This is a genomic window from Micromonospora sp. CNZ297, from assembly GCF_007827625.1.
In genome coordinates, this window is the sequence record NZ_VISU01000026.1 from 65,025 (window position 1) to 86,347 (window position 21,323).

General features: G+C 76.2%; 2 protein-coding genes. Both read left to right on the forward strand.

Annotation, left to right across the window (positions count from 1 at the left end):
* Positions 1-25 precede the first annotated feature (25 nt).
* A complete protein-coding gene (locus FB454_RS30340; protein ID WP_145752179.1) occupies positions 26-14,629 on the forward strand; it encodes a type I polyketide synthase in 14,604 nt (4,867 codons plus the stop codon).
* Between the two features lie 71 nt (positions 14,630-14,700).
* A partial coding sequence (locus FB454_RS30345; protein ID WP_486485479.1) for a type I polyketide synthase occupies positions 14,701-21,323 on the forward strand: 6,623 nt, incomplete at its 3' end.

Here is a 21,323-nt window from a genome sequence, read left to right on the forward strand (position 1 = left end):
TCGAACCCCGATACGGAGTGGCCCGATGCCCACTGAGGCAGAGTTCCTCGACTACCTCCGGCGTGCGACTGCCGACCTGCGCGACGCGCGCCGGCGGGTACGCGAGGTGGAGGCCAAGGACCGCGAGCCGATGGCAGTCATCGGCATGGCGTGCCGGTTCCCGGGCGGCGTGTCCAGCCCGGCGGAGCTGTGGGACCTCGTCGACCGGGGCGGCGACGGGGTGGGCGACTTCCCGGCCGACCGGGGCTGGGACCTGGAGCGGCTCTTCGACGTCGACCCGGACAACCCGGGCACGTCGACCAGCAGCCAGGGTGGCTTCCTCTACGACGCGCCGCAGTTCGACCCGGGCTTCTTCGGCATCAGCCCCCGCGAGGCCCTGGCGATGGACCCGCACCAGCGGTTGCTGCTGGAGACCTCCTGGGAGGCGTTCGAGCACGCCGGCATCGACCCGCAGGCGCTGCGCGGCAGCCGGACCGGCGTCTTCGCCGGGGTCATGTACCACGACTACGCGTCGCGGGTGCTGGACCTGCCCGACGGCGTCGAGGGCTACATCGGCACCGGCAACTCCGGCAGCGTGGTGTCCGGGCGGGTGGCGTACACATTCGGGCTGGAGGGCCCAGCCGTCACTGTGGACACGGCGTGCTCGTCGTCGCTGGTCGCCGTGCACCTCGCCACGCAGTCGCTGCGCCAGCGGGACTGCGACTTCGCCCTCGCCGGCGGCGTCACCGTGATGTCCACCCCCGGCACGTTCGCCGACTTCTCCCGCCAGCGGGGCCTGGCCTCGGACGGCCGCTGCAAGTCCTTCGCCGCCGCCGCCGACGGCACCGGCTGGTCCGAGGGCGTCGGCGTGCTGCTCCTGCAACGGCTCTCCGACGCCCGCCGCGACGGCCGCCGGATCCTCGCCGTGGTCCGGGGCAGCGCCGTCAACCAGGACGGCGCCAGCAGCGGGCTCACCGCGCCCAACGGACCGTCACAGGAGCGGGTCATCCGGCAGGCTCTCGCCAACGCCCGGCTCTCGCCGGCCGACATCGACGTGGTCGAGGCGCACGGCACCGGCACCACCCTCGGCGACCCCATCGAGGCACAGGCACTGCTGGCCACGTACGGGCAGGACCGGGGCGACGGCGGGCCGCTCTGGCTGGGCTCGGTCAAGTCGAACCTGGGCCACACCCAGGCTGCCGCCGGTGCCGCCGGCCTGATCAAGATGATCGAGGCGATCCGGCACCGCACCATGCCCGCCACCCTGCACGTCGACGAGCCCTCCCCGCACATCGACTGGTCCGCCGGGCAGGTCTCGCTGCTGACCGAGGCACGCACGTGGTCGGCCACCGACCGGCCGCGCCGGGCCGCCGTGTCGTCCTTCGGCATCAGCGGTACGAACGCGCACGTCATCCTGGAGGAGGCGCCCGTCGACGACGCCCCGTCCACGGAGGAGGCCCCGTCCGCCGCCGACGCGCCGGTGGCGCTTCCGCTCGCCCCGGTGTTCCTCTCCGCCCGTACGCCCGAGGCGCTCGCCGGGCAGGCCGGCCGCTGGGCCGACCACCTCGCCCGCGTCGACTCCCCGCGCCCGGTCGACGTCGCGGCCTCCTCGGTCAACCGCGCGGGACTGGAGCACCGCGCGGTCGTCCTGGCCGGCGACGCGGACGACCTGCTCGCCGGGCTGCGGGCCCTCGCCGCAGGCGAGCCGGCCGGCACCGTCACCACCGGTGCGTCGGCGCCGCGCGGCCGGGTGGCCTTCCTCTTCTCCGGTCAGGGCGCGCAGCGCGCCGGTATGGGTCGTGAGCTGTACGCGGCGTTCCCGGTCTTCGCCGCGGCCCTGGACGAGGTGTGTGATTACCTGGATCCGCTGCTGCCGCGTGCGCTGCGGGAGGTGTTGTTCGCCGGGGTGGGTACGCCTGAGGCGGGGCTGCTGGACCAGACGGTGTTCACCCAGGCGGGGCTGTTCGCCGTCGAGGTGGCCCTGTTCCGGTTGGTCGAGTCGTTGGGTGTCGTGCCGGACCTGGTGGCCGGGCACTCCATCGGTGAGATCGCGGCGGCGCATGTGGCGGGCGTGTTCTCCCTGGCCGACGCGTGCGCGCTGGTCGCGGCGCGGGGTCGGCTGATGCAGGCCCTGCCGGCGGGCGGCGGCATGCTCGCCGTGGCGGCCGACGAGGCCGCGGTGGCCGCCTCCCTGGCGGGGCTGCCCGGCCGGCTGGACGTGGCCGCCGTGAACGGCCCCGCCGCCGTGGTGGTGGCGGGCGACGCCGAGGCCCTCGACGAGGTGCAGCGGGTGTGGTCCGAGCGGGGCGTGCAGACCCGCCGCCTGCGGGTCAGCCACGCCTTCCACAGCGCGCGGATGGACCCGATGCTGGCCGAGTTCGCGGCCGTCGCCGAGGGGCTGACGTTCCGGCCGCCGACGATCCCGGTGGTGTCGAACCTGACCGGCCGCGTCGCCGACGCCGACCAGCTCTGCGACCCGGGCTACTGGGTGCGCCACGTACGCGGCACGGTGCGCTTCGCCGACGCCGTCGACTGCCTGCGCGCCGGGGACGTCGACACCTACCTCGAGGTCGGACCGAACGGCGTCCTGACCGCCATGGCGCAGAACTGCCTCGCCGAGCGCTCGGACGACGAACCGGCGCCCCTGCTGGTGTCCGCGTCGCGCCACGACCGCCCCGAGCCGCAGGCCCTCCTGGAGGCCCTCGCAGCGCTGCACGTGCACGGCGTGACCGTCGGCTGGGCGGACCTGCTCGGCCGGGCCGGCGGCCGGCACCTGGACCTGCCGACGTACGCCTTCCAGCACCAGCGCTACTGGCTGGAGCCGGCGGGCCGCTGGACGGACGTGTCCGGGGCGGGCCTCGGCGTGGCCGGGCATCCGCTGCTCGCCGCGGCCGTCTCCGTGGCCGGCGCGGACATGGTGGTGCTGACCGGCCGCCTGTCGACGTCGACGCACGCGTGGCTCGCCGACCACGTCGTCTCCGGCGCGGTGATCGTGCCGGGCGCCGCTCTGGTGGAGTTGGCGGTGCGGGCGGGTGACGAGGTGGGTGCGTCGCGGGTGCGGGAGTTGACCGTGGCCGCGCCGCTGGTGCTGCCGCAGGCGGGTGCGGTGCGGGTGCAGGTGCGCGTCGGCGCGGCCGACGAGACCGGCGTGCGATCGGTGACCGTGCACTCGCAGCCCGAGGAGGCCGCCGACCCGGAGTGGGTCCGGCACGCGGAGGGTGTGCTGGAGCCGGCGTCGGCCGACGAGCCGGGCGTGGGGGAGTGGCCGCCGGTCGACGGCGTCGAGGTGGACGTGGCGGGCTGGTATCCGGTGCTGGCGGAGCACGGCCTGTCGTACGGGCCGGTGTTCCGGGGGCTGCGCCGGGTGTGGACCGTCGGCGAGGACGTGTACGCCGAGGTGGCGTTGCCGGACGAGGTGGCCGGTGACGCCGCGGGGTTCGGCGTGCACCCGGCGCTGCTGGACGCCGCGCTGCATCCGATCGGGTTGCTGCCCGGCTTGGAGGGCTCGGGTGGGCCTCGGGTGCCGTTCGCGTTCGAGGGTGTGCAGGTGCATGCCTCGGGTGCGCGTGTGCTGCGGGTGCGGCTCACGCGCGCGGGCTCGGCGGTGCGTCTGGTCGCGTGCGACGAGTCGGGCGCGGCCGTAGTATCGGTCGACACCCTCGCCCTGCGCGAGCTGACCGGGGTGTCGTCGTCCCCGGACGCGTCGGCCCGGTCGCTGTTCGAACTCACCTGGCAGGCCCAGGAGGTCGCCCCAGCCGGGGACGCCTCCGGGTGGGCGCTGCTGGGCTCGCCCGCCGCCGCCGCCGACCTGCCGGCCGTCGCTGAGCTGCCGGTGTACGCCGACGTCGAGGCGGTCGCCGTGGCGTCGGGTGTGGCGCCGCGTCTGTTGCTGGTGCCGGCGGGTGGCCTGCGCCGGGCCCTTCACGTCGGGACGGAACCTGCTTCGGCCCCCGGTGAGATGCCCGCCGCCGCCGTCGACAACGGCCCCGAGTCGGTGCGGGCGGCGACGTCGCAGATGCTGGCGACGGTGCGGTCCTGGCTGGCGGCCGACGCGCTGGCGGAGTCGCGGTTGGTCGTGGTGACCCGGGGTGCGGTGTCGGTTGGGGACGGAGACCGGGTCACCGACCTGGCCGCAGCGGCGGTCTGGGGTCTGCTGCGCTCGGCGCAGTCGGAGCACCCGGGTCGCATCGTCCTGGCGGACGTCGACGGTGACGTGGACGCCGGGCTGCTGGATGTGCTGACTTCCGTGGCCGACGAGCCGGTGGCGTTCGGTGGTCAGGTCGCGGTGCGCTCGGGTGAGGTGTTCGTGCCGCGTCTGGTGCGTGCGGTCGCCCCGGCGTCGGTGGAGACGCCGGTCGTGGGTGACGGCGCGGTGCTGGTGACCGGCGGTACGGGTGCGCTCGGGGCGTTGGTCGCGGAGCACCTGGTGTCGGCGCATGGCGTGCGGTCGCTGGTGCTGGTGTCGCGTCGTGGCCCGGCGGCTGCGGGTGCCGGTGAGTTGTCGGAGCGGCTGACCGCGCTGGGTGCGTCGGTGCGGGTGGTCGCCTGCGACGTGACGGACCGGGATCAGGCGTCCGCCCTGGTGGCGGAGGTTTCCGCTGAGGGCCGGCTGGCGGGTGTGGTGCACACCGCCGGTGTCCTGGACGACGGCGTAGTCGAAGGGCTGACCGCCGAGCGGCTTCGTGCGGTGCTGGCGCCGAAGGTGTCGGCGGGTTGGTTGTTGCACGAGGCGACGGCGGGTCTGGATCTCGACTTGTTCGTGGTGTTCTCGTCGGTGGCGGGTGTGCTGGGTTCGCCGGGTCAGTCGGCGTACGCGGCGGGTAACGCGTTCCTCGACGCCCTGGCGGTCTACCGGCGGCAGCTCGGGTTGCCTGCCGTCAGCCTCGCCTGGGGCATGTGGGACACCGCCGGCATGGCCGCGTCCCTCGACGACGCCGACCGGGCGCGATCGGCGCGGGGCGGCCTCACCGCGATGAGCGCCGACACCGGGTTGCGCCTGTTCGACGCCGCGCTCACCGCAGACCGCCCCGCCTTGGTGCCCGCCGTGATCGACCTGGCCGCCCTCCGGGCCGCCGTCGGCACCGGCCCGGTGCCGCCGATGCTCCGCAACCTGATCGGTACGACCACGATCCGGCGCCAGGCGGGACAGGGCACCACCTGGGCGACCCGTATCGGTGGCCTGACCGCCGATGAGGCGCGCGCCCAGGTCGACGTGCTGGTACGCGGCCTCGTCGCGCAGGTGCTCGGGCACGGCGGGGCGGAGGCCGTGCCTGCCGACCGGGCGTTCCGCGAGCTGGGCTTCGACTCGCTGACCGCCGTCGACCTGCGCAACCGCGTGAACGCGGCCACCGGCCTGCGGCTGCCCTCGACGCTGGTGTTCGACTACCCGACGCCGCAGGCGCTCGCCGTCCACGTGCACGCCGAACTCGCCGGTGCCGCCGGCGGTCCCGCCGCGCCGGGCGTGCGGACCACCACCCGCGCCGACGAGCCGCTCGCCATCGTCGGCATGGCCTGCCGCTACCCGGGCGGCGTCGAGACGCCCGACCAGTTGTGGGCGCTGCTGGCCGCCGGCGGGGAGGGGATCGGGGAGTTCCCCACCGACCGTGGCTGGGACCTGGAGAGCCTCTTCGATCCCGATCCGGACCACCCCGGGACGTCGTACACCCGGCACGGCGGCTTCCTGTATGACGCGGGTGCGTTCGACCCGGCGTTCTTCGGCATCTCGCCGCGTGAGGCTCTGGCGATGGATCCGCAGCAGCGGTTGCTGCTGGAGGCGTCGTGGGAGTCGTTCGAGTCGGCCGGGCTGGACCCGCAGCGGTTGCGGGGCAGCCGGACGGGTGTCTTCGCCGGGGTGATGTACCACGACTACGCGACGCGGCTGATGGAGCTGGCCGGCGAGGTGGAGGGCTACGTCGGCACCGGCAACTCGGGCAGCGTGCTGTCCGGGCGGGTGGCGTACACGTTCGGCCTCGAAGGCCCTGCCGTGACCGTCGACACGGCCTGCTCGTCCAGCCTCGTCGCGCTGCACCTCGCCGCGCAGGCGTTGCGTTCCGGTGAGTGTGATCTGGCGTTGGCCGGTGGTGTGACGGTGATGGCGACGCCGGGGACGTTCATCGAGTTCTCCCGGCAGCGTGGTCTGTCGCAGGACGGCCGGTGCAAGTCGTTCGCCGCCTCGGCCGACGGCACCGGCTGGAGCGAGGGCGTGGGTGTCCTGCTCGTGCAGCGGCTCTCCGACGCCCAGCGGGAAGGCCGGCGCATCCACGCCGTCCTGCGTGGTACGGCCGTGAACCAGGACGGCGCGTCCAACGGCCTGACCGCCCCGAACGGCCCCTCGCAGCAGCGCGTGATCCACCAGGCCCTCGCGAACGCCCGCCTGACTCCGGCCGACGTGGACGCCGTCGAGGCACACGGCACGGGCACGACCCTCGGTGACCCGATCGAGGCGCAGGCTCTGCTGGCCACCTACGGGCAGGAGCGTCCGCAGGATCGGCCGTTGCTGTTGGGGTCGGTGAAGTCGAACATCGGGCACACGCAGGCGGCTGCGGGTGTGGCTGGTGTGATCAAGATGGTGTTGGCGATGCGGCACGGTCTGGTGCCGGCGACGTTGCATGTGGACGAGGCGTCGCCGCATGTCGACTGGTCGGCGGGGGCGGTGGCCCTGGCCACCGAGCCCACCCCGTGGCCGCGGGTGGACCGTCCGCGTCGGGCGGCGGTGTCGTCGTTCGGGATCTCCGGCACGAACGCGCACGTGATCATCGAGCAGCCGCCCGCCGAGGCGGTCGACGCACGCGCCGCCGACGGGCCGCGCGCCGGACTCGTACCCCTGGTGCTCTCCGCCGCGGACGCTCCGGCGCTGCGCGACCAGGCGGCCCGGCTGGGCGCGCACCTCGCGGCACACCCGGAGCTGGCGCCGGCCGACGTCGCACACGCCCTGGTCACCACCCGGACCGCGTTCGCGCACCGCGCCGTCGTCCTCGGCCGCGACACAGTCGGCCTGACGCGCGCCTTGGAGTCGTTCCACCTCGGCGGGGCCACCGCCGTCACCGGCGTCGCCGCGCGAGGCACCGACCCGATCCTCGTCTTCCCCGGCCACGGCGACCCGTGGCCCGCCACGGCCGTCGAGCTGCTGGACCGGTCGCCGGAGTTCGCCGCCGTGATCGCCGCCTGCGAGGCGGCCCTCACCCCCCACGTGGACTGGTCGCTCACCGCCGTGCTGCGCGGTGCCGACGGTGCCCCGCCCGCGACGGACCCCCGGGTGACGCACCCCGTCCGGTGGGCCGTGGCGGTTTCGCTGGCCCGCTGGTGGCGTTCGCTCGGCGTCCGGCCCGCCGCCGTGGTCGGGCACGCCCACGGCGAGGTCGCGGCCGCCTGCGTGGCCGGCGCGCTGTCGCTGGAGGACGCGGCGAGGACGATCGCCCTCGGCAGTCGGGCCGACGCCGACCCGGACGCGCTGGCCGGGACCACCCTCGGGGCGGCCGAGGTGCCGCTGTACTCGGCCGTGACCGGCGGACGGGTCGACACCGACGGCCTCGACGCCGCCCGGTGGTACCGGGAACTGTCCGCCGACGCCGACGCCGACGCCGACGCCGACGCCTTACGCGTCCTGCTCGACGAGGGCCACCGGGTCTTCCTCGAGGCCGCTCCCGCGTCCGTGCTCGCCGCCGGGATCCGCGAGAGCGCGCGGGCCGACGACGCCGTCGTGGTGGCCGCCGAGGACACCCTGGCCGGTGGCTGGCAGCGCATGCTGACGGTCCTCGCCGGGCTGCACGTGCACGGCGTGCCGGTCGACTGGACGGCGATCCTGGGCGCCCCCACCGGCCCGCCGGTCGCGCTGCCCACGTACGCCTTCCAGCGCCAGCGCTACTGGCCGCAGCCGACGGCAGCGACCGCCCCCGCCCTCGCCGTCGCCGACGAGGCGGACCGGAAATTCTGGGAGGCCGTGGAACGCGCCGACGCGCAGGCGCTGGCCGCCGCGATGCGCATCGACGAGGCCACGGCCCGCTCCCTCGACCCCGCGCTGCCGCTGCTCTCCTCGTGGCGCCGGCGCCGCCGCGAAGAGTCCACCGTCGACTTGTGGCGCTACCGGGTGACCTGGAAGCCGCTGACCGTCGCGGAGGCCACCCTCGCCGGCACCTGGCTGCTGGTCGTGCCGGCCGCCGGCGTCGAGCACCCCCTGGCTGACGGCGTCGCCCGGGTGCTGGGCGAGGGCGGGGCCGAGGTCGTCCGGATCGACGCGACGGAGCCGGACCGGCAGGCGCTTGCCGACCGGCTCGCCCGTACCGGTGGGCCCGTCGCCGGCGTGCTCTCGCTGCTCGGCCTGGACGACGCGCCGCACCCGGCCCACCCGGTCGTCCCGGCGGGCCTCGCCGCCACGTACGCACTGGTCCAGGCCCTCGGCGACGCCGGAATCACCGCGCCGCTGTGGTGCGCCACCGCCGGCGCGGTCTCGACCGGCCGGGCCGACCAGCTCGACCGCCCCCGGCAGGCGATGCTCTGGGGGCTCGGCCGGGTGGTCGCCCTGGAGCACCCGGACCGCTGGGGTGGCCTCGTCGACCTGCCCACGAAGCTGGACCCCCGGGACCGGGCCCGGCTCGTGGCGGTGCTGGCCGGCGTCGACGCCGAGGACCAGCTGGCGCTGCGCCCCTCCGGGGTGTTCGCCCGGCGACTGGTCCGGGCCCGCACCGACCGGACGGCGACCGGGGACTGGCGTCCCGCCAGCGGCGCCGTCCTGGTCACCGGCGGCCTCGGGTCGATCGGGGCCCAGGTCGCGCGCTGGCTGGCCCGCGAGGGCGTCGGCGAGCTGGTGCTGACCGGCCGCCAGGGGCCCGCCACGCCCGGCGCCGACGCGCTGGCCGACGAACTGCGCGCCGCCGGCGCCACCGTCACCGTGGCCGCCTGCGACGTCGCGGACCCCGCCGCCGTACGGGCCCTCGTCGAGCGGCTGGCCGCGCAGGGCACCCGCGTCGGGGCCGTGTTCCACACCGCGGGCGTGGCCCACGCCGCGCCGGTCGCGGCCACCGACGTGGCCGACCTCGCTGGCGCCCTGCGGGCCAAGGTGGCCGGCGCGGTGAACCTGGACGAGGCGTGCGGCGACGATCTGTCGGCGTTCGTGCTCTTCTCCTCCGGCGCGGGCGTCTGGGGCGGCGGGCACCAGGGCGGCTACGCCGCCGCCAACGCCTTCCTCGACGCGCTCGCCGAGGACCGGCGACGGCGCGGCCGGGCCGCCACCGCCATCGCCTGGGGCGCCTGGGACGGCGGCGGCATGGTCGACGCCGAGGGCGCCGCCGACCAGATGTTCCGCTCGGGCGTCCGGGCCATGCGCCCCGACCTCGCGGTCTCCGTGCTGGCCGGGGCGCTCGACGACGGCGACACCACGCTCACCGTGGCGGACATCGCCTGGGACCGGTTCCTCCAGACCTACACGCTGGCCCGCCCCCGGCCGCTGATCGCCGACGTCCCCGAGGTGGCGCAACTGCTCGCCGCCGGGCAGCGCGACGCCGACCCGTCCGACACGGCCTCGCCGCTGCGCGGCCGGCTGGCCGGCCTCGCCGCGCCGGAGCGCCGCCGGGTCCTGCTCGACCTCGTACGGGTCCACGCGGCGGCGGTGCTGCGGCTGGCCTCGCCGCAGGCGCTCGCTGCGGACCGGTCGTTCCGGGAGATCGGCTTCGACTCGCTCAGCGCCGTCGAGATGCGCAACCGGCTCGCCGAGGCGGTGGGGCTGAACCTGCCGGCGACCCTGGTGTTCGACCGCCCGACGCCCGACGCCCTCGCCGAGCACCTGGCGGGCAGGCTCGCGGGCGACGACAGCCCGGCGGCGGTTCCCACCCGGGCCGCCACCGCGCTGGACGAGCCGATCGCCATCGTCTCGATGAGCTGCCGCTACCCCGGCGGCGTCGCCGGCCCCGAGGACCTGTGGCGACTCGTCGCCGAGGGGCGCGACGGCATCGCGGAGTTCCCGGCCGACCGGGGCTGGGACCTGGCGGCCATCTACGACCCCGACCCCGACCGGCCCGGCACCTCGTACGTGCGGGAGGGCGGCTTCCTCACCGACGCCGCCGGCTTCGACGCGGCCCTGTTCGGCATCTCCCCGCGCGAGGCGATGGTGATGGACCCGCAGCAGCGGGTGCTGCTGGAGAGCGCCTGGGAGTTGTTCGAGCGGGCCGGCACCGCGCCGGCCGACATGCGGGAGACCAACACCGGCATCTTCGTCGGCACCAACGGCCAGGACTACGCGACGCTGCTGATGGCCGCCCGGGTCGAGACCGAGGGCTACCAGGCCACCGGCAACGTCGCCGCCGTCATCAGCGGTCGGCTGGCGTACCACTTCGGGTTGCAGGGCCCGGCCGTCAGCGTCGACACCGCCTGCTCGTCGTCGCTGGTGGCGCTGCACCTGGCCTGCCAGTCCCTGCGGCAGGGCGAGTGCGACGTCGCGGTCGCCGGCGGCGTGACGGTGATGGCCACCCCCGGCCCGTTCCTCGAATTCGCCCGGCAGCGTGGGCTCGCCCTCGACGGCCGGTGCAAGTCGTTCGCCGGGGCCGCCGACGGCACCGGCTGGGGCGAGGGCGTCGGCCTGGTGATGTTGCAGCGGCTCTCCGACGCCCAGCGCGACGGCCGGCGGATCCTTGCCGTCGTCCGCGGTTCGGCCATGAACCAGGACGGCGCCAGCAACGGCCTGACCGCGCCCAACGGGCCCGCCCAGGAGCGGGTGATCAACCAGGCGCTGGCCAACGCGCGGCTGACCGCCGCCGACGTGGACGCCGTCGACGGGCACGGCACCGGCACCCGGCTCGGCGACCCGATCGAGGCGCAGGCGCTCCTGGCCACGTACGGGCGGGACCGGCCCGCCGACCGGCCGCTGCTGCTCGGCTCGGTCAAGTCGAACATCGGCCACACCCAGGCCGCCGCCGGGGTCTCCGGCGTGATCAAGATGGTGCTGGCGCTCCAGCACGACCTGCTGCCGCCCACCCTGCACGTGGACGAGCCGTCGCCGCACGTGGACTGGTCGGCGGGCGCCGTCGCGCTGCTGACCGAGGCGCAGCCGTGGCCGGACGTGGAGCGGCCTCGCCGGGCCGCCGTGTCGTCGTTCGGGGTCAGCGGCACCAACGTGCACGTCATCCTCGAACAGGCGCCGGCCGCGCCGCCGGCCGGCACCGGCACGCCCCGCCCCGCCGCCGGGCCGCCGGTGCTGCCCTGGGTCGTCTCGGCCGACACCGCCGACAGCCTGCGGGCCCAGGCGGCCCGGCTGGCCGACTGGCTGCCGCAGACCGCCGCGTCCGCCGCCGACGTGGCCCGGGCACTGGCGACCGGACGGTCCCCGCTGCGGCACCGCGCGGTGCTGCTCGCCGAGGACGCCGACGCCGCCCTCGGCGGCCTGCGGGCCCTCGCCGCCGGGCAGGAGCACCCCGGGCTCACCCGGGGCGTCGCCGAGCCCGGCGGGGCGCTGGCGATGCTCTTCTCCGGCCAGGGCGCCCAGCACGCCGGCATGGGCCGCCGCCTGTACGAGACGTTCCCCGTCTTCGCGGCGGCCGTCGACGAGGCGTGCCAGCACCTGGACGCGTACCTGCCGCGGCCGCTGCGCACGGTGCTGTTCGCCGAGCCCGGCGCCGCCGAGGCCGACCTGCTCGACCAGACGGTCTTCACCCAGGCCGGGCTCTTCGCCGTCGAGGTGGCGCTGTTCCGGCTGCTCGAACACTGGGGGATCCGGCCCGACTTCGTGGCCGGGCACTCCGTCGGGGAGATCAGCGCGGCCCACGTCGCCGGGGTGCTCGACCTGCCCGACGCCTGCGCGCTCGTCGGCAACCGGGGCCGGCTGATGCAGGCCCTGCCCGCCGGCGGCGGGATGCTGGCCGTCGCCGCGCCCGAGGTTGACGTGCTGCGGGCGCTGGACGGCACGCCGGGACAGGCGGCCGTCGCCGCCGTGAACGGGCCGGCCGCCGTCGTCGTCGCCGGCGCCGACGAGGCGCTGGCCGGGTTGGCCGCCCACTTCGCCGACCTCGGCGTACGCACCAAGCGGCTGCGGGTCAGCCACGCCTTCCACAGCCCGTTGATGGAGCCGATGCTCGCCGAGTTCGCGGCCGTCGCGGCGACCCTGTCGTACGCCCCGCCGACGGTGTCGCTGGTGTCGAACCTGACCGGCGCGGTCGTCGACGCCGAGCAGCTCTGCACCCCCGGCTACTGGGTGCGCCACGTCCGGGAGGCGGTCCGCTTCGCCGACACCGTCACCCACCTGCACGCCCACGGGGTGACCCGGTTCCTGGAGGTCGGGCCGGACACCGTGCTGACCGCACTGACCGCCGACGCGCTGCCGGTGGACGCCCCGATCGTCGTGACCGGCGTGCAGCGGCCCGGCCAGGACGAGGTGACCACCCTGCTCGGCGCGGTGGCCGAGCTGTACTGCCACGGCATTCCCGTACGTTTCCCGGCGCTGCTTCCCGGTGGCGGCCACGTGGACCTGCCCACGTACGCGTTCGCCCACCAGCGGTTCTGGCCGACCCTCGACGCGGCGCCGGGGCTCACCCCCGCCACCACCCCCGACGACGTCGACTCGGCGTTCTGGCGGGCCGTGGCATCGGGCGACGGCGACGAACTCGCCAGCCGGCTCGGACTCGACGCGGACCGGCCGCTGCGGAAGCTGCTGCCGGACCTGGACCGGTGGCGGCGCCGGCAGCGGGAGGACACCCTCGCCGGCGGCTGGCGCTACCGGATCACCTGGCGTTCGCGGGCCCTCGCGGCGGGCGCCGTCGAGGGCACCTGGACCCTTGTGCACAGCGGCACCGGCCAGCCGGTCGCCGACCGGCTCGCCGAACTGCTCACCGCCCGTGGCGGTGACGTGCGGCAGATCGTCGTCGATCCGGCGACGACCGACCGGAGCGCGCTCGCCGGGCAGCTCGCCGCCGCGGCGCCCGCCCGGATCGTGTCGCTGCTCGCCCTCGACGAGCGGGCGCACCCCGAGCGCCCGGCCGTGCCGCGGGGCCTGACCGCGAACCTCGCCCTCGTGCAGGCGGTCACGGACGCCCTGCCCCCGGCACCGTTGTGGCTGCTCACCCGGCAGGCAGTCGCCACCGGCGCCGACGACCCCGTCGCCCGCCCCGCCCAGGCCACCACGTGGGGCCTCGGCCTGGTGACCGCGCTGGAACACCCCCGGCACTGGGGTGGCCTGCTGGACCTGCCCGCCACCCTGGACACCGCCGCCGCCGAGGGAGTCCTGGCGGCCCTCACCGCCGCCGGCGACGAGGACCAGCTCGCGGTGCGCGAATCCGGGACGTACCTGCGGCGGCTGGAGCGCGCGCCCCGCGCCGAGGCACCGGCCGGCTGGCAGGCACCGGACACCGTCCTGGTCACCGGCGGCACCGGCGCCGTCGGCCGGTACGCCGCAGGCTGGTTCGCCCGGCACGGCACGCGGCGACTGCTGCTGGTCAGCCGGCGCGGCGCGGCCGCCCCCGGGGCCGACGAGGCGGTGGCGGAACTGGCCGCCCTCGGCGTCGAGGCCCGGGTGCTGGCCTGCGACCTGGCCGACCGGGACGCCGTCGCGGACCTCGTGCGCTCCCTGCGCGCCGACGGCGAGACCGTGCACGCGGTGGTGCACGCCGCCGGGGTGGGCCGGCTCAACCCGGTCGCCGCCGTGACCGAGGCGGAACTCGCCGACGTCGTCTCCGGCAAGATCGCCGGCGCCCGGCACCTCGGCGAGCTCCTCGACCCGGAGCCGCTCGACCTGGTCGTGCACTTCTCCTCCATCGCGGCCGTCTGGGGCGTCGGCGACCACGGCGCGTACGCCGCCGGCAACGCCTTCCTGGACGCCTGGGCGCAGTCCCGGCCTGCCGGGCGGGCCCGGCACCTCTCGGTGAACTGGGGCCCCTGGGCCGGCGGCGGCATGGTGACCGACGCGCACGCCGCGGCCATGAGCCGGCGCGGGGTGTCCCTGCTCGACCGGGAACCGGCGATGGCCGCCCTGCGCGCCGGCCTCGACGGCGACGACACCGCCCTCACCGTCGCCGACATCGACTGGGATCGCTTCGCGCCGGTGTTCGCCTCCGCCCGGCCCCGGCCGCTGATCAGCGAGATCGCCGAGGTGGCCGCCCAGGCCGCGGCGGCGCGTGCCACCGCCGAGGAGGGCGACCAGGTCGCCGGCGAACTGCGCAAGCGGCTCGGCGAGCTGTCGCAGGCCGAACAGGTACGGCTGCTGGTCGACCTCATCCGCACCGCCGCGGGCGAGGTCATCGGCCACGACACCCCGTACGCGGTGGAGGCCGGGCGGCCCTTCCGGGACCTCGGCTTCGACTCGCTCACCGCCGTGGAGCTGCGGGGCCGGCTGGCCCGCTCGACCGGGCTGAGCCTGCCCAGCTCGGTGGTGTTCGACCACCCGACCCCGCAGGCGCTGGCCGAGCACCTGCGGGCCGAACTGCTCGACGAGGCGTCGGTGGAGGCGCTGCCCACCCTCGCGGAGCTGGACCAGTTGGAGAGCGCCCTCGCGCTGCGCGACCCGGACGACATCGGCCGGGTGCGGATCACGATGCGCCTGCACAGCCTGCTCGAACGGCTCGGCGTCGCGGAGGAACGCCGGGAGGAGACCGCCGAGGTGGCCGACCGGCTGCGGGCGGCCAGCAACCAGGAGCTGTTCGACCTCATCGACCAGGACCTCGGGCTCTCCTGAGCCGTACGGGGACCTGTGGTGTCACGAGAAAGCGAGATGTCATGGCGGACGAAGAGCGGCTGCGCGAATACCTGACGCGCGTCGTCGCCGAGCTGCAGCAGACCCGCCAACGGCTGCGCGAGGTCACCGCCGAGGAGTCCGAGCCGGTGGCGATCGTGGCGATGAGCTGCCGCTACCCGGGCGGCATCAGCTCGCCCGAGGAGCTGTGGGAGTTCGTCTCGTCCGGCGGGGACGCCATCGGCGACTTCCCCACGGATCGCGGCTGGGACCTGAAGCGGCTCTACCACGCCGATCCGGACAACGCCGGCACCTCGTACACCACGGCCGGCGGGTTCCTGCGCGACGCGGGGGAGTTCGAGGCCGCGCTGTTCGGCATCTCGCCGCGCGAGGCGGTCGCCATGGACCCGCAGCAGCGGCTGCTGCTGGAGGTCACCTGGGAGCTGTTCGAGCGCGCCGGCATCGCCCCGCTGTCGTTGCGCGGCAGCCGCTCCGGCGTCTTCGTCGGTACCTCCGGGCAGGACTACGCCGCCGTGCTGCACCGGGCGCCCGGCGTCGAGGGGTACGTGCTGACCGGCACCGCCGCCAGCGTGGTCTCCGGCCGGCTGGCGTACACGTTCGGGCTGGAAGGCCCGTCGGTCACCGTGGACACCGCCTGCTCGTCGGCGTCCGTCGCCATCCACCTCGCCTGCCAGGCGCTGCGTCAACGCGAGTGCGGCCTCGCCCTGGCCGGCGGCGCGACCGTGCTGGCCACCCCCGGCCCGTTCGTCGAGTTCTCCCGGCAGCGCGGCCTCGCCGCCGACGGCCGGTGCAAGTCGTTCGCCGCCTCCGCCGACGGCACCGGCTGGTCCGAGGGCGTCGGCATGCTGCTGCTGGAACGGCTCAGCGACGCCCGCCGCAACGGCCACCCCGTACTCGGCGTCATCCGCAGCTCGGCGGTCAACTCCGACGGCGCCTCCAACGGGCTCACCGCCCCCAACGGCCCGTCCCAGCAGCGGGTCATCCGGCAGGCCCTGGCCGGCGCGAAGCTCACCCCCGACCTGGTCGACGTGGTCGAGGCACACGGCACCGGCACCACCCTCGGCGACCCGATCGAGGCCCAGGCGCTGCTCGCCACGTACGGCCGGGAGCGGGGCGACGCCGCGCCGCTGCTGCTCGGCTCGATCAAGTCGAACATCGGCCACACCCAGGCCGCCGCCGGCATCGCCGGGGTGATCAAGATGGTGGAGGCGATGCGGCACGGCATCGTGCCGGCCACCCTGCACGTCGACGAGCCCACCCCGCACGTGGACTGGGCCGCCGGGGCGGTCACCCTGGTCACCGAGGCCACGCCGTGGCCGGCCGTGGACCGGCCGCGCCGGGCGGCCGTCTCGTCGTTCGGAATGAGCGGCACCAACACCCACCTCATCCTCGAGCAGCCCGAGCCGGCCGGCGCCGAGGCGGACCGCCCGGCGGCGCCCGCGCCCGCGCCGGTGCTGCTCACCGGCCGCACCCGCACCGCCCTGCGCCGCCAGGCCGAGCGCTGGTCGGCCTGGCTCGCCGACGACCCGGACGCACGCCCGGCCGACGTCGCCTGGACCTCGGCGGTCTCCCGCTCGCCCCTGGAACACCGGGCGGTCGTCCTCGCCGACGACCGCGACGGCCTGCTCGCCGCCCTGCACGCCCTCGCCGACGACCGGCCCTTCCCCGGCCTGGTCACCGGCACCGCCGTCGAGCGGGGCGGGGTCGCGTTCCTCTTCTCCGGCCAGGGTGCCCAGCGCGCCGGCGCCGGCGCGGAACTGTACGAGGCGTACCCGGTCTTCGCGGAGGCGCTCGACGAGGTCTGCGCCCACCTCGACCACCGGCTGCCCCGGCCGCTGAAGCCGCTGCTGTTCGCCGGGCCCGGCACCGCCGAGGCGGCGCTGCTCGACCAGACCGTCTTCACCCAGGCCGCGCTGTTCGCCGTCGAGGTGGCGTTGCACCGGCTGCTCGGCTCCTGGGGACTGGCCCCCGATCTGGTCGCCGGGCACTCCGTCGGCGAACTGACCGCCGCCCACGTGGCCGGCGTGCTCGGCCTCGACGACGCGTGCGCCCTCGTCGCCGCCCGGGGCCGGCTCATGCAGGCCCTGCCCACCGGCGGCGCGATGCTCGCCGTGGCCGCCGACGAGGCCCGGGTCGCCGAGTCGATCGCCGCGCTGACCGACCGGGTCGCCGTCGCCGCCGTCAACGGCCCCGACGCCGTCGTCGTCTCCGGCGACGGCGCGGCCATCGACGAGCTGGCGGGACTCTGGACCGACCGGGGGGTGCAGGTGCGGCGGCTGCGGGTCAGCCACGCCTTCCACAGCCCGCTGATGGAGCCGATGCTCGCCGAGTTCGCCGCCGTCGCGGCCCGGCTCGACCTGCGCGCCCCGACCCTGCCGGTGGTGTCCAACGTGACCGGTGAGCTGGCCGACCCGGCGCAGCTCACCGACCCGGACTACTGGGTGCGCCACGTCCGGGAGGCGGTCCGCTTCGCCGACGGCGTACGCGCCCTGCGCGCCCACGGCGTCGGTACCTTCGTGGAGGTCGGACCGGACGCAGTGCTCACCGCCGGCGTCCAGGAGACCCTCGCCGGGACCGAGACCGAGACCACCGACGCGGCCCCCGCCGTGGTGGTTCCGGTGCTGCGCCGGGACCGCCCGGACCGCCGTACCCTGCTCGCCGCCCTCGCCCAGCTCCACGTCGCCGGTACGCCGCCGCGCTGGGCGGACGTCCTCGCCGACCTGCCCGGCCGGCTCGTCGACCTGCCCACCTACCCGTTCGAGCGGCAGCACTACTGGGTGCCGGCCGAGGCGTCCGCCGACGACACCACGACGGGCGGGGCCGGCGCGCTCGACCGGCGGTTCTGGGCCGCCGTCGAACGCGCCGATCTCGACGCGCTGCGCGACACCCTCGCCGTCACCGACACCGCCGCCGCCGAGTCGCTGCGTACCCTGCTGCCCGTCCTCGCCGACTGGCGGCGGCAGCGGCAGGAACACTCGGTCCTCGACGGCTGGCGGTACCGGGAGGAGTGGCAGGTGGCCCCCGAGCCCGCCCCCGCCCGGCTGACCGGCACCTGGCTGCTGGCGCTGCCCGCCGCCGACGCGGACGACCCGGCGGCGCGGGCCGTCCGGGCTGCGCTGACCGACGCCGGCGCCGACGTGCGGCCCCTGACCGTCGAGCCGGACGCCGACCGGGCGGCCCTCGCGGCAGCCCTCGCCGGCACCGAGCCCGCCGGCGTCGTCTCCCTGCTCGCCGGGGAATCGCGCACCGGCGGCACGGTCCTGCCCGGCCTGACCGCCACCCTCGCGCTCGCGCAGGCGCTCGGCGACGCCGGCGGGGCCACGCCGCTGTGGCTGGTCACCCGGGGCGCGGTCGCCGCCGCCTCGTACGACCGGCTCGTCGACCCGGCGCAGGCAGCGATCTGGGGCCTCGGCCGGGTCGTCGGCGTCGAGGCGCCGCATCGCTGGGGCGGCCTGGTCGACCTGCCGTCCGACGCCGACGACCGGGCCGTCGCCCGGCTCGCCGCGATCCTCACCGGATCGACCGGCGAGGACCAGCTGGCGGTACGCGGCCCCGGGGTCTTCGCCCGCCGCCTCGTCCGCGCCGCCCTCGGCGACCGCCCGCCGGCGCGCCGGTTCACGCCCACCGGCACCGCAGTGGTCACCGGCGGCACGGGCGGGCTCGGGGCCCGCGCCGCCCGCTGGCTCGCCGCCGCCGGAGCCGAACACGTCGTGCTGGTCAGCCGGCGCGGGCCCGGCGCCCCCGGCGCGGCCGCGCTGGAGGCCGAGCTGACCGCCCTCGGGACCAGGGTCACCGTCGCCGCCTGCGACATCGCCGACCGGGCCGCCGTCGCCGACCTGCTCGACCGGGTCGAGGCCGCCGGCCCGCCGGTGCGTACGGTCGTGCACACCGCCGGCGTCGCGCAGGCCACCCCGCTGGCGGAGGTCACCCCCGCCGAACTGGCCGAGGTCACCGCCGGCAAGACCGCCGGGGCCACCCACCTCGCCGACCTGCTCGCCGACCGGGAACTGGACGCCTTCGTCGTCTACTCGTCCATCGCCGCCACCTGGGGCAGCGGCGGGCAGGCCGGATACGCGGCCGGCAACGCCTACCTGGACGCGCTCGTGCAGCGGCGGCGCGCCGACGGCCGGTCCGGCACCGCCATCGCCTGGGGGCCCTGGTCCGACGGCGGTATGCACGCCGCCGACGCCGAACGGAACCTGCGCCGTCGGGGCCTGCCCGCCATGGACCCGGCCGTCGCCACGGCCGCGTTGCAGCAGGCCCTCGACCACGACGACGTCACCGTGACGGTGGCCGACGTGGACTGGGCCCGGTTCGCCCCCGCGTACGCCTCCGCCCGCCGCCGGCCACTGCTAGAGGGCGTACCGGAGGCGCGGGCCGCCCTCGACGGCGGCGCCGCAGCCGACGACGGCGACGACGGCCCGGCGGCGACCCTGCGCCGGCGCCTCGCCGCGCTGGCCCCGGGCCGACGCGAGGAGACCGTCGCCGAGATGGTCCGCGAACTCGCCGCCGACGTGCTCGGCCACGACGGCGGGGCCGCCGCCGTCGGCGCGACCACCGCGTTCCGCGACCTCGGCTTCGACTCGCTGACCGCTGTGGAGCTGCGCAACCGGCTCGTCGCCGCCACCGGGCGGGCGCTGCCCACCACCCTGGTCTTCGACCACCCGAACCCGGCCGTGCTGGCCCGCTTCCTGCTCGCCGGCCTCTTCGGCGCCGGCGCCGCGGCGGTTCCGGATGCCGCCCCGGCCGCCGTGGGCGACGACGAGCCGGTGGCCGTCGTCGCCATGGCCTGCCGCTACCCGGGCGGCGTCGACGGCCCCGAGCAACTGTGGCGCCTCGTCGCCGACGGCGTCGACGCGATCGGCGACTTCCCGACCGACCGGGGCTGGGACCTCGACCGGCTCTACGACCCCGACCCGGCCAACCCCGGCACCACGTACGCCGACCAGGGCGGCTTCCTGCACGCGGCGGGCGAGTTCGACCCGGGCTTCTTCGGGATCTCGCCCCGCGAGGCGGCGGCGATGGACCCGCAGCAGCGGTTGCTGCTGGAGGTCTCGTGGGAGGCGGTCGAGCGGGCAGGGGTTGAGCCTGGGGTTCTTCGGGGTTCGCGAACAGGGGTGTTCGTGGGCACGAATGGTCAGGACTATGGGGCCCTGCTCATGGCTGCGGGGGAGCAGGCCGAAGGGTTCGGGGCCACGGGGAACGCCGCGAGTGTGGTGTCGGGTCGGGTGGCGTACGCGTTGGGGTTGGAGGGGCCGGCGGTGTCGGTGGACACGGCGTGTTCGTCGTCGCTTGTGGCGTTGCACCTGGCGGTGCAGTCGCTGCGGCGCGGCGAGTGCGACCTGGCCCTCGCCGGCGGCGTCACGGTCATGGCCACCCCCGGCACCTTCTTCGAGTTCTCCCGGCAGCGGGGCCTGGCGGCCGACGGCCGGTGCAAGGCGTTCGCGGCGGGTGCCGACGGCACGGGCTGGGGCGAGGGCGTTGGTGTGCTGCTGGTGGAGCGGTTGTCGGACGCGCGGCGCAACGGTCACGAGGTGCTGGCGATCGTGCGGGGCAGTGCGGTCAATCAGGATGGTGCGTCGAACGGGCTGACGGCCCCGAACGGTCCGTCGCAGCAACGGGTGATCCGCCAGGCGCTCGCCGGTGCCCGGCTGGGCAGCGCGGATGTCGACGTGGTGGAGGCGCACGGTACGGGCACGACGCTGGGTGACCCGATCGAGGCGCAGGCCCTGCTGGCGACCTACGGGCAGGGCCGGGAGGGACACGAGCCGCTGCTGCTCGGCTCGATCAAGTCGAACATCGGCCACACCCAGGCCGCCTCGGGTGTCGCCGGTGTGATCAAGATGGTGCTGGCGATGCGGGAGGGCGTGGTCCCGGCGACGCTGCACGTGGACGAGCCGTCGCCGCACATCGACTGGACCTCCGGTGCGGTGGAGCTGGCGACGCAGGCGCGGCCGTGGCCGGCGGTGGAGCGCCCGCGTCGGGCGGCGGTGTCGTCGTTCGGCATGTCCGGTACGAACGCCCACGTGATCATCGAGCAGGCCGACGAGCTGTCCGTCGCTCCGGTCGGGCACGGCCCGGGCCTGGTGGCCTCCGATGTCGTGGTGTGGCCGGTGTCGGCGCGGTCGAAGGGCGCGCTCGCGGGGCAGGCGGCCCGCCTGGCGGACTTCCTGCGCGGGCGCGGCGCCGGCGGCGCCGGGCACCTCCAGCGGGCCAACGAAGCCGTGGTGGATGTGGCGGCGGTGGGCTGGTCCCTGGCTACGACCCGGTCGGCGTTCGATCACCGTGCCGCTGTCGTCGGGTCGGGCACTGAGGAGTTGCTGGCGGGGCTGGAGGCCCTGTCCGCCGGTACCCCGGCGGGGAACCTCGTGACGGGTGCGGTTTCCGGCACCGGTGCGGGTGTGGTGTTCGTGTTCCCGGGCCAGGGCGCGCAGTCGGCACGAATGGCGGCGGGTCTCGTCGGTCGTACGCCGGTGTTCGACGCGCGGCTGGCGGAGTGTCAGCGGGCCCTGGCCCCGTACCTGGATGTCGATCTGGTGTCGGTGTTGACCGGCGAGGATGAGTCGTGGCTGGAGCGGGTGGAGGTGGTGCAGCCGGTGCTGTGGGCCGTGGGTGTGGCTCTGGCGGCGGTGTGGCAGCACGCCGGGGTGAGCCCGGCTGCGGTGGTCGGTCACTC

Coding starts and splice junctions, on each gene's coding strand:
- FB454_RS30340 (WP_145752179.1), top strand. CDS start 26: ATGCCCACTGAGGCAGAGTTCCTCGACTACCTCCGGCGTGCGACTGCC.